Genomic DNA, 11,600 nt, shown 5'->3' with positions numbered 1-11,600 from the left:
TAAAACAGACAACAGCAGAAAGAAGGTAACAATGGCTGATTTAGGAAAACCACAGAATACCATTGCGGTATTACAGAAATATAATTTTAATTTTCAGAAAAAGTTCGGACAGAATTTTCTGATTGACCCCAGAGTTCTGGAGAAAATTATCCAGGCGGCAGAGATTACGCAGGAGGATTTTGTACTGGAAATCGGTCCGGGAATCGGAACCATGACCCAGTATCTCTGCGAAAATGCCAGAGAGGTGGCAGCAGTGGAGATAGACCGGAATCTGATCCCCATTCTGGCGGATACTTTAAGTGCATATGAAAATGTAGAGGTACTGAATGAAGATATCCTGAAAGTGGACATTAACCGTCTGGCGCAGGAAAAGAATCAGGGCAGGCCCATAAAAGTAGTGGCAAATCTGCCTTATTATATTACAACTCCCATTATTATGGGATTATTTGAAAGCCATGTCCCGGTGGACAGTATCACGATTATGGTTCAGAAAGAAGTGGCAGAGCGTATGCAGGCGGGGCCCGGAACGAAAGATTACGGAGCGCTTTCTCTGGCAGTCCGGTATTATGCCAGACCGGAAATTGTGGCAAACGTACCGCCCAACTGTTTTATTCCCCGGCCTAAGGTGGGAAGCGCTGTGATACGTCTTACCAGGCACAGAGAGAACCCGGTGCAGGTCAGGGATGAAAGCCTGATGTTTCGGATGATACGTGCCTCCTTTAACCAGCGGCGTAAAACACTGGTAAACGGTCTGAACAATGGTGCAGAGCTGAATCTGGAAAAACAGCAGATTGTAAATGCCCTTGGGACCATGGGGCTTGCGCCCGATATCCGGGGAGAAGCCCTGACACTGGAGCAGTTTGCGGCGCTCAGTAACCTGCTGGGAGAGTCTTAACGCTGCCTGGAACTGAATTCAATCACATCCTGCTGGAACCGTTTGAGAATATTCTGGTTCTGGAGTCTGGGGTTAATCCGGGCTTCAATGGCAATACTGTCAAAAAATCCGCACCAGAGCTTCTGATATTCCAGTTCTTCCGGAGAATAACGGTGAATCATTTCCTGATCCAGTTCTCTGGTATCCGTAAGGAAGAATCCCTTTCCCTTTGGGTGGAGGGCGGCCTGGTTATGTGCGGCATCGTAAATCATGAAATTTTCCTGGGGAAGGCGGTCGGAAAAGTGCTCTCCCAGGAAAGGGAGTACATGGTTCCTGGGATGAATCCGGGCGAAAAGAAGTCCGTTTTCCAGTTCCTGAAACCGCAGGAATCCCAACAGGTGATGGGCTTCGTTGCCGGTGCTTCTGGAAAGCCGGAATACCCGGTTTACATAAGGTTCTCCCAGATAATTCAGAACTTTGCTGCCGTCTTCCAGAGCCAGTGCCAGAACAATGGTGCGGTAGATAGCTTCTGCTTTGTTCATGTCTGCTTTACGGCTGTGCTCCTCCAGGGAAGAGGCAGCCTGACAGAGTTCCGTATAAGTTTCTTCTCCAAGGCGGCTGCGCAGAGTGCGGGCCACCTTTTCACTTTTTTCATAATCCGTCTGCACCGTAATGTATTCGCTGAACAGACTGTAGTTATCCGGCGGACAGGTAGTAAGGGAAATATTCCCATGACCGTATCTGCTGGCCCAGGCGTCATATACTCCGGTGAAAATACCGTCAATGCTGTCTTCACAGAGAAATATATACATAAATACCGTCCTTTCTAAAGGGAGACAATCCGCTGTCCGGGAGGGATAATCTGAGCGTCTGTCAGCTGAAAGTCCGCCCGCATATCCTGGTCAAAGAAACTGAGCTGCTGGTAGCCGCCTTCCCGGATATCCTTTGGAATCTGGGTTTTGTCCCGCATAAGGTTCTGGCAGATATAATTTTCTTCCAGTTTGGTGTTGTACATCATTTTTCCGGAACAGGTGATAAAATACAGAGCCCGCTTTAATACCACGCCGATTTTCTTCAGGTCGTCGAAGGACAGGCGGTTTCTTCTGCGGGCTTTTACAATCCGTTCCGCAGATTTATAGCCAATGCCGGGCACCCGCAGCAGCGTCTGATAAGAGGCCTTGTTGATTTCCACAGGGAAATATTCCAGATGGCGCAGAGCCCAGTCGCATTTGGGATCCAGAAAAATGTTAAAATCCGGACGGTCCTCCGATAAAAGCTCCGAAACGTGGAAATGATAATAGCGCAGCAGCCAGTCTGCCTGATACAGCCGGTGTTCCCGAAGCAATGGGGGTCCGCCGGGCAGAGCAGGCAGCATGGAGTTGCCGTTTACATTTACAAAGGCCGAGTAAAAGACACGTTTGAGCTGAAATTTCTGATAGAGACTTTCTGCCACGCTCATAATCTGAAAATCATTCTCCGGTGTGGCGCCGATAATCATCTGGGTAGACTGGCCGGCCGGGACGAACCGGGGCGTTTCCCGGTAAACCATCAGCTCCTGTTTGTTGTCAGTGATACGGTTCTGAATCTGGCGCATGGGTTTTAAAATAGTAGTCCGGGATTTACAGGGAGCCAGCTGCCGCAGACTGTCTGCTGTGGGAAGTTCCAGATTGATACTCATACGATCCACCAGATATCCCGTCCGTTCAATCAGGGCGGGGTCAGCGCCGGGAATGGACTTCACATGAATATAGCCGTTGAAATGATGGATTCGGCGGAGCCTGAAAATGGTCTGATAGATGAGATCCATGGTATAATTGGGGCTGACCATAATACCGGAACTCAGGAACAGCCCTTCAATGTAATTCCGACGATAAAATTCCATGGTAAGGGTGCAGATCTCATCGGGGGTGAATGCGGCGCGCTTTACATCTGTTGTACAGTTGTTCAGACAGTAGGCGCAGTTAAAAATGCATTCGTTGGTAAATAATATTTTCAGAAGTGAGACGCACCTTCCATCTGCAGAAAAAGTATGACAGACACCGGGAGCGATGGTATTCCCAATGCCTGTTTTGGTGCCTTTACGGTCAATGCCGCTGGAGGTGCAGGCCACATCATATTTGGCCGCGTCAGACAGGATGGTCAGTTTCTCCAGCAAATCTGTATTTTTCTGTAAATTCATAAGAGAACCCCTCCAGTCCTGAATAATATGAAAGAACTCATGTTCTGTAATTATCATAACACAGGAGAAAGGAAAAAGCAACAGAAAAAGAACGTTTGTTTGTAAATTTCAGAAGGCCTGGGCTATGGGGATGAGAAGCTCATAATTTTTCCTTTTCCGGCATATAGTCAGAAAAGGGGGTGCTGTTTTGAAAGAAAAAATAAAAACGTTTCTGGCGGTCTGTGTGCTGATTCTCACGGTACCGTATATTGTAACCCTTTTGTTTCAGAATAATCAGACAGGCCCGGACAGGGAAAAACTCAGAGATGTGCTGGGGGAAAATACCCCTCAGGTAATGGAAACGGGAGATGAGGAGCTGGATGTGGAAGAATATCTCACCGGAATTGTGGCTAAAGAAATTCCGCTGGACTATCAGATGGAGACCATCAAAGCTCAGACCGTAATTGCCAGGACAGAACTGACGGCCGCGCTGGCCACGGAGGAAAAAATTCTGCCGGAATCCATGTCCAGGGAGGAAATGCTGGAACTCTGGGGCCAGGATGGATTCGAGGAAAATTACCGGATTCTGACGGCTGCTGCAGAGGCTACCAGGGGTGAAATTCTCTGCTATGATAAAAATCCCATTCAGGCTGCTTTTCATGCTGTAAGCGCGGGAAAGACCCGCAGTGCCAGGGAGGCTCTGCAGAGAGAAGATGAGCCCTATCTGGAGTGTGTGGACAGCGGCATGGACATCCCTTCTCCTGATTTTCTGAAAGTGATTTTTCTGGAAAAAGAGGAATTTTTAAAAAAGGTGAAAGAAATCTGTCCGGAATTTCAGGGAGAAGCAGAGAAAATCGCTGAGTCTGTGGTTGTGGCAGAGCGGGATTCCGGTGATTATGCCACAAAGGTAACAGTGGGAGAACAGACCATAACAGGAGAAGAGTTTCGAAATCATTTTAAGCTGAATTCTTCCTGTTTTTATCTGAAGGAGGTGGAAAACCAGGTGCGGATTGTCACAAAAGGCCTGGGACATGGCCTGGGATTCAGCCAGTATGGGGCAAATGCCCTTGCAAAAGAAGGAAAAGATTATAAAGCCCTTTTGGAATACTACTATAAAGATATTTCCATTGAGGAAAAATGAGGGGAAGTTTTCCGGTGTTCCATTTGAAAAAGTGAAGTAAAATTTTCTCATAAATCCTGTATAATACCAGTTTTTCCGGCAAAAATAAGAAGGAAAATCAAACAGAAATGGAAGGTGACAGGATGAGAAATAAAAAATTTGCAGCATTTTTTAACCGGAAATCCTATATTGTGGCAGCAGTGATTATGATTGTGGCAGCTTTTGGAATGACTGGACTGTACTATGCGCAGCAGGAGCGGGAACAGGAAGCTCAGCTGGCAAAAGAGAGAGAAGCTCAGGTGCAGCAGGCAAGAGAAGAGGATGCAGCCCGGATGAAAGCGGCACAGGAACAGGCCAGAGCAGAAGCAGCCGCTGAAGCCAAAGCAAAAATCAAAGCCAGAGAACAGGAAGAAACCACAGAAGAAGTCTCTAATATGATTAAACCCCAGGAAGATAATTTTATGGATGAACCTGAGGTGGTATCAGAAGTAAGCAGTCCGGTGGAACCGGAACTTCATTTTGATGCGGCAGCGGATCTGAGCTGGCCTCTGCAGGGAAATGTGATCCTGAATTATAATATGGATCAGACGGTATATTTTGCAACGCTGGATCAGTATAAGTACAATCCCGCTGTGATTATTCAGGCAGAAGTCAATACGCCGGTTAATGCGGTGGCTTCCGGTAAGGTAACTGCAATTGAGACCAGTGAAGAGACAGGAATTACCATGACTGTGGATCTGGGAGACGGTTACAGCGCCCGGTATGGACAGTTAAAGGAAATTCCCAAAAATCAGGGAGACTATGTGGAGAGCGGTGAAATTATCGGCTATGTGAACGAGCCCACTAAATATTATTCGGTGGAAGGCGCAAACCTTTATTTTCAGCTTCTGAAAGACGGTGCGCCGGTGAATCCCATGGAACATCTGGAATAAGAACAGGAAACTGCTGCATCATGGATGAAACCGTCAATGGTGCGGCAGTTTTTTTCTGGCGGAAGGGACGGAGAAACTCCGGAAATTTTATGGAATAACAGATTTTTTTATGCTAAAATACAAAAAAGAAACAAATGAACCTGGAAAAACACAGGATAACAGTCCGGTTTTATCTGAAACAGGACAGAAAATACAAAGGAGCGGGAGCATGGTAATATTTTCAACAATGTTTTATGTGAAAAAAGAATTAACGAAAGAGAAAATGGCAGAGCTTGCTTTTGAATGGGTAAATAAGAGCCAGCACTATGGATTTGGAAATCTTGTCTGGAACGGGGAAGATTTCTATGAACGGGAATGTGAAAAACAGAAATTTTCCCTGATTGTGTCAAATGATAACAGAACCATGGCAATCCGGCTGGAAAACAGGGACGGCGATATTCTCTGGACCAGTGATTTTACCTTTACAGAAAGCGATGGCAGAAATCTGCTGTTTGTACGTCTGAACCGGGACGCCATGGATAAGGAAAGCATTGTGCCCCACCGGTTCCATCGTCCAAGGCTGATGAAAGAGATACTGCGGGCAGGCTACGGAGCAGAAGATAACAGGCTGCTGATTTCAGATAAGGAAGTTCTGATTACCAGGCAGAATATAAATCTGGCGGAAGATGTGATATGCGGAAGAACAAAATATCTGCTGCCGGTGGTATATGTTACCAAACGGTTTATGGACAGTACAACCATTCTGGATACAGAGGAACTGGCAAAAGATCTGGCGGGGACAGCCCATGTACTGGTGGAGGAAAGTACGGACATAACGACAGAGCTGAAGAAAAGAACGGGAGGGGAAAATCCCTTTAACGGAGCAGTACATATTTATTATACGGACAAGGTGGGCAACAGGATAATCCCTGAGGCATTCAGTAAGTCCAATACGTTCAGAAATGACATTGTAGATGCTGTATGCAGGAGACTCTCTCAGGTGAAGGTTGAGGATAAATATACCTGGGAAACCATAAAATATCAGAAACTGCTGGAAAAGAGCCAGCAGTATAAGGAAGAAAATAAGGGATTGGGAGAAGCCTTTGAAAAAATATTGAAGTCAATGGAAGAAATAGTAAAATCAAAGGAGGATAAATGTGGGCAACTGGAAGCAGAGGCAAATGAACTGAGAGGCAAGGTGCAGTATTACGAACATGCACTGCAGAACAGGAAAGGCGGGCAGACAGGAGATATTGTATTTTCATGCAGTGAAACGGAATTTTTTGAAGGTGAAATCAAAGATATGATTCTGGAACTGCTGGAGCGGGAAAAGAAACAGATGGATGATGATCCCAATCAGGTGGGCTGGAGAATTTATCATGTGTTAAAGGCAATTTTAGCGGAAAATGAAATTACAGGAAAAGGGAAAATCCTGGAAACGGATTTGAAAGATATCTTAAGCAGGGTGGGCAGGCTGAATGCCAAAGACAAAAGAAGATTGCAGGAACTGGGATTTATCAGCAAAGACAGGAAACATAACAAACTGTATTTTCACGGAGATGGCAGGTATATGATTACACTGGGAAAAACGCCCGGTGACGGACGTGCATCTGCCAATGCGGCTTCAGAGGCAGTAAAAACCATTGTATGCCGCATTCAGAAAGTTTAACCGGGCAAAACAGGCACTGATTTCCATGTTTTTCATAACATAGAGTATAGAGGAAAGCGACAATCCGCAGCACGGTTTCATCATTCCGGAATGAAATTTTTTTATACTTTAAACGGAGATCGGTTTATGCCCATGTACCACGGAAAACATACCAGCGTTACGTGCTGCTTTGCATACAGGAGACTGCCTGCAGTCTCTGTACATAACAGGAGCCAACAGACAGAATGAAAGAAAAACAGAATGTTACTTATATTTTACAGTGCAGCGACGGTACCCTGTACACAGGATGGACCAATAATCTGGAAAAAAGGCTGGAGCGGCACAATGCGGGACAGGGAGCCAAATACACCAGAGGACGGGGCCCGGTGAAACTCATGTATATGGAAGAACATGAGACCAGGCAGGAAGCCATGCAGCGGGAAGCCTGGATTAAAAAACTTACCCGAAAAGAAAAAGAAGCCCTGATCCATGGACAGGCTTCCGTTATAAAGTGATATGGTATTGCCGGAGTCATACAAAAGGGGCAGGGAAAATCCCTGTCCCTTTTGTATTCTATAGGAAATTCCTCCGGATTTCCTATAGAATACAAAATCAGAGAAGAGGCATATTTGCCACAAAACAGTACATCATAATAAAATGACACACACTGCCGCCCATAACGAACAGATGAAAAATCTCATGGGAGCCGAAATTTTTATGTCTGGAATTGAAAATCGGCAGTTTCAGGGCATATATGACACCTCCGATGGTGTAAATAATACCTCCCGCCAGCAGCCAGCCAAATGCCTGAGGAGAAAGAGAGGTAATAATCTGGGTAAAGGCCAGTACGCATACCCAGCCCATGGCAATATATAATATAGAAGAAAACCATTTCGGGCAGGTAATCCAGAAGGCTTTTACAAGGATTCCCACAAGGGCGATGCCCCAGACCAGAGCCAGAAGACCATAGCCCGTCCGGCCTCCCAGAACAATTACGCATACCGGCGTATAGGTTCCGGCAATCAGCACAAAAATCATCATATGATCCAGTTTGCGCAGGATACGGTTTGTTGTTTCAGATAAATCCAGTGCATGATAGGCGGCGCTGGCGCCGTAAAGTAAAATCATACTTATAATAAAAATAGAAAGAGAAGCCACATGAACCATGTCCGGATTCATGGAAGCACGGATTAACAGCGGAGTGGCGGCAAACAGAGCCATCAGCATTCCGATAAAATGGGTAATGGAACTTCCTGGGTCTTTCAACTTGAATTTCATAATAACATATCCTCCTTTTTGCAACATCTTAAGTATGTCATCGACAGTTATAGTATATGTAAAAGTAATGAAAATATGATTACATAGTATTAAAAACTACATTGACCATAAACAGATACTACACCATAAAGAGGGTAAAGTCAATAAGATGAGGAATATTTTAGAAAATAATTTGACAATAGCCCATTTCTCTGCTATGATTAGCAACAGACTTTGTGTGAGAGATGAAAGGAATTATATGGAAACAGTAAGATTTGACGAATTAAATTTATATCCTCAGATATTAAGAGGAATCCAGGAGATGGGATTTGAGGAAGCCACGCCCATTCAGAGCAAGGCAATCCCCATTGTAATGGAAGGCGTGGACGTAATCGGACAGGCACAGACAGGAACCGGAAAAACAGCGGCATTTGGAATTCCGTTGCTGATGAAGGTGAATCCCCATGACAAAAGTACCCAGGCTATTGTTCTCTGCCCCACCAGAGAACTGGCTATCCAGGTGGCGGAGGAAGTCCGCTGTCTTGCAAAATACATGCACGGTGTGAAAGTGCTTCCTGTATATGGCGGACAGGATATTGTAAAACAGATTCGCTCTTTAAAAGGCGGCGCTCAGATCATCATCGGAACACCAGGACGAATTATGGATCACCTGAGGCGCAGAACCATCAAGTGCGAGGAAGTAAATACCATCGTACTGGATGAGGCGGACGAAATGCTGAACATGGGATTTCGGGAGGACATAGAGACAGTTCTGGAATATATCCCGGAGGAGAGGCAGACGGTGCTGTTTTCTGCAACCATGCCGAAACCCATTCTGGATATTACCAAAAAATACCAGAAAGACGCAGTGACCATTAAAGTAGTAAAAAAAGAGCTGACGGTTCCGAACATCGAACAGTATTATTATGATGTTAAGCGCAAAGATAAAGTAGAAGTCCTGAGCAGGCTTCTGGATGTCTATGATCCCAAACTTTCCCTTGTGTTCTGCAATACCAAACGGATGGTGGATGAACTGACCAACGCACTGCAGGGCCGGGGTTACTTTGCGGAAGGACTCCACGGAGATATGAAACAGATGCAGCGCGACAGGGTTATGAATCATTTCCGCAACGGCAACACGGAGATTCTGGTAGCCACTGATGTGGCTGCAAGAGGAATTGATGTGGATGACGTGGAAGCTGTCTTTAACTTTGACCTTCCCCAGGATGACGAATATTATGTACACCGTATCGGCAGAACCGGACGGGCAGGCAGAACCGGGCGCTCTTTTACCTTTGTAAAAGGAAAAGAAGTCTACAAGTTAAAAGACATCCAGCGTTACTGCAAAACCAAGATTCTGGCCCAGAAAGTGCCCAGCATGGAAGATGTGGTGCAGGTAAAACTGGAGAAAATCATGGATCACATCGGAACTGTAATCGAAGAAGAAGACCTGACCTCCATGGTAAATATGATTGAATCTCAGGTAAACGAGGCCGATTACACTGCCATGGACATTGCAGCGGCTTTCTTAAAGCTGGCCCTTCTGGGAGAAGAAGAAAAGGCCCAGAGCGGTCTGGAAAATTATGAATTCGGCGATACAGGCGCAGAAGAAGGCATGGTGCGGCTGTTTATCAATATCGGGAAAAAGCAGCATGTGAAACCGGGAGATATTCTGGGAGCCATTGCCGGAGAGTCCGGTATGCCCGGAAAACTGGTGGGAGCCATCGATATGTACGATAAGTATACCTTTGTGGAAGTACCGCGGGAATATGGAAAAGAAGTGCTGCAGGCCATGACCAATTCCAAGATCAAAGGAAAAAGCATCAATATTGAGCCTGCAAATCAGAAATAAATAATACAGGGGGTGCCCCGTCAGAACAGATGATGAAAAATTTGTTTTGGCGGGGTTTTCCTGTCACAGAACCGGACGCAGCGCGTCTGATTATACAGGAGGTAAAAAACATGAAAAATAAAACAAATGAAGAACTGTCCCTTTTGATTGACCAGGCAGTTGCCGGGGACAAAGAAGCTCTGGAAACCGTGATTTCCAGCGTTCAGGATCTGATTTTTAATCTGTCTCTGCGAATGCTGGGAACTTTTGCAGATGCGGAGGATGCGTCACAGGATATTATACTGAAAGTGATTACTCATCTGTCGTCTTTTCGGAAAGAAAGCGCATTTTCCACTTGGGTATTCCGTATCGCAGTAAACCATCTGAAAGACTACAAAAAACATATGTTTGCAAATTATCCCCTGAGCTTTGAATATTATGGTGACGATATCAAAAACGGAAAACTGCAGGATATTCCGGATCTGAGTCAGAATGTGGAACAGGCGGTTCTGGAAGAAGAACTGAAAATGGCCTGCACCAACGTACTGCTTCAGTGTCTTGATACAGAGAGCAGGTGCATTTTTGTGCTGGGAACCATGTTCCGGACAGACAGCCGGATAGCCGGAGATCTTCTGGATATGACGCCGGAAGCCTACCGCCAGAAACTGTCCAGAGTCCGAAAGAAAGTGGCAGATTTTCTGGAAACCTACTGCGGAGAATACGGAAAAGGAACATGTAAATGCAGAGACCGGGTGAATTATGCCATTCAGAATCACAGAATTAATCCGGCCAGTCTCGACTATGTATCAGCGGGAATCATTCCGGAAGAAAAAATGCAGAACGTAAAAGAAGCCATGGAAGAGATTGACGGTCTGGCCGCAAAATTTTCTTTCTGTAAATCTTATGAATCTCCGGAGCATCTCAAAAAGTTTGTACGGGAATTTCTGGATTCGGCTTCACTGAACATAGTGAAAAATTCATAGGAGAAGGGAGAATAAAAAATGAATACATCGTTGATACTGGATTACCTGAAGGAATTAAGCCAGAACAATAACCGGGAGTGGTATCATGCCCATAAAGAAGCATACCGGCAGGCAAATGCAGAGTTTGAGGAATTTTTGCAGGAACTTATACTGAAAATCGGAGAATTTGACAGCAGTATTCTGCACCATGAACCCAAAAGCCTGACCTTCAAGCTGGTGCGGGACACCAGGTTCAGCCATGACAAATCCCCTTATAATCCCTCCTTCCGGGCCCATATCGGACCTCAGGGCAAACTGCCGGTGCCGGTGGGATATTATCTTATGATAAAGCCTGGAAACCAGTCCTTCCTGGGAGGAGGCCTTTTTGCAGATATGTTCAAAGACGCCACAAAACTGGTGCGGGATTATATTCAGGAACATCCGCAGGAATGGGAAGAAGTCATCTGTCAGAAAGAATTTCAGGAGAATTTTCAGGTTCAGGGTGCTGCCCTGAAAAATGTGCCCCGCGGTTATGACAAAGAACACTCCCAGGCAGAATTTCTCAAATATAAAAGCTGGTACCTGGAATATCCGCTGAAAGATGAAATAATCCAAAACGGAGAAGAATTTCTGACACTTGCAGTCTCCATGTTCCGGAAGATGAAGCCCTTTAACGACTGCCTGAACCTGGCGCTGAAAGGCTTCCAGATGCCGGAGCGGTAAAATCAGAAAACAGAATAAAGTAAAATACAGCAGGCAGCCCCATTGCAGATGATGCGACTGCCTTATATTTGTAAATATAAAAGTGTTATTATTAAGCAGATTATGGTATAATTCAG

General features: G+C 45.5%; 11 protein-coding genes. 8 read left to right on the top strand and 3 right to left on the bottom strand.

The genetic code is table 11. From position 1 onward, the window contains the following. Nucleotides 1–31 precede the first annotated feature (31 nt). Nucleotides 32–895 (top strand): 16S rRNA (adenine(1518)-N(6)/adenine(1519)-N(6))-dimethyltransferase RsmA, encoded by an 864-nt coding sequence (rsmA, locus tag C805_RS22560; protein ID WP_016216351.1) that lies wholly within the window; start codon nucleotides 32–34, stop codon nucleotides 893–895. Here rsmA and C805_RS22555 read toward each other — a convergent pair. Both C805_RS22555 and C805_RS22550 read right to left on the bottom strand, forming a co-directional pair. Beyond that, on the bottom strand, nucleotides 892–1,686 hold the full coding sequence (locus tag C805_RS22555) for a TIGR03915 family putative DNA repair protein (RefSeq protein WP_016216350.1): 795 nt from the start codon (nucleotides 1,684–1,686) through the stop codon (nucleotides 892–894). The two genes, rsmA and C805_RS22555, sit on opposite strands and share 4 nt — an antisense overlap. Nucleotides 1,687–1,700: 14 nt before the next feature. Beyond that, entirely contained in the window at nucleotides 1,701–3,053 is a 1,353-nt protein-coding gene (locus C805_RS22550) for a putative DNA modification/repair radical SAM protein (protein ID WP_016216349.1), read from the bottom strand. A 187-nt stretch (nucleotides 3,054–3,240) separates the two neighbouring features. Between C805_RS22550 and C805_RS22545 the strand changes: the two genes are divergently transcribed. The 4 genes from C805_RS22545 to C805_RS22530 all read left to right on the top strand — a co-directional run bounded on the left by C805_RS22545 (nucleotide 3,241) and on the right by C805_RS22530 (nucleotide 7,226). Further along, the gene (locus tag C805_RS22545; protein ID WP_016216348.1) at nucleotides 3,241–4,173 is read left to right on the top strand and encodes a SpoIID/LytB domain-containing protein; all 933 of its coding nucleotides are present in this window, start codon (nucleotides 3,241–3,243) and stop codon (nucleotides 4,171–4,173) included. A gap of 122 nt (nucleotides 4,174–4,295) precedes the next feature. Beyond that, entirely contained in the window at nucleotides 4,296–5,084 is a 789-nt protein-coding gene (locus C805_RS22540; RefSeq protein WP_016216347.1) for a M23 family metallopeptidase, read from the top strand. Nucleotides 5,085–5,292: 208 nt separating this feature from the next. Further along, nucleotides 5,293–6,732 (top strand): hypothetical protein, encoded by a 1,440-nt coding sequence (locus tag C805_RS22535; RefSeq protein ID WP_016216346.1) that lies wholly within the window; start codon nucleotides 5,293–5,295, stop codon nucleotides 6,730–6,732. A 224-nt stretch (nucleotides 6,733–6,956) separates the two neighbouring features. Then, on the top strand, nucleotides 6,957–7,226 hold the full coding sequence (locus tag C805_RS22530) for a GIY-YIG nuclease family protein (RefSeq protein ID WP_016216345.1): 270 nt from the start codon (nucleotides 6,957–6,959) through the stop codon (nucleotides 7,224–7,226). Between the two features lie 97 nt (nucleotides 7,227–7,323). Here C805_RS22530 and C805_RS22525 read toward each other — a convergent pair whose 3' ends face one another. Next, on the bottom strand, nucleotides 7,324–7,989 hold the full coding sequence (locus C805_RS22525; RefSeq protein WP_016216344.1) for a PAQR family membrane homeostasis protein TrhA: 666 nt from the start codon (nucleotides 7,987–7,989) through the stop codon (nucleotides 7,324–7,326). A 238-nt stretch (nucleotides 7,990–8,227) separates the two neighbouring features. Between C805_RS22525 and C805_RS22520 the strand changes: the two genes are divergently transcribed. From C805_RS22520 to C805_RS22510, 3 genes are all read left to right on the top strand, one after another. Then, nucleotides 8,228–9,820 (top strand): DEAD/DEAH box helicase, encoded by a 1,593-nt coding sequence (locus C805_RS22520; protein WP_016216343.1) that lies wholly within the window; start codon nucleotides 8,228–8,230, stop codon nucleotides 9,818–9,820. 110 nt (nucleotides 9,821–9,930) lie between these two features. Next, nucleotides 9,931–10,782: an RNA polymerase sigma factor gene (locus tag C805_RS22515; RefSeq protein WP_016216342.1), complete on the top strand. Its 852-nt coding sequence runs from the start codon at nucleotides 9,931–9,933 to the stop codon at nucleotides 10,780–10,782. Nucleotides 10,783–10,800: 18 nt separating this feature from the next. Next, entirely contained in the window at nucleotides 10,801–11,484 is a 684-nt protein-coding gene (locus C805_RS22510) for a DUF2461 domain-containing protein (RefSeq protein WP_016216341.1), read from the top strand. Nucleotides 11,485–11,600: the final 116 nt, after the last annotated feature.

The organism is Eubacterium sp. 14-2 (assembly GCF_000403845.2).
Classification (GTDB): domain Bacteria; phylum Bacillota; class Clostridia; order Lachnospirales; family Lachnospiraceae; genus Petralouisia.
This window is presented reverse-complemented; position numbering and strand designations above follow the sequence as displayed.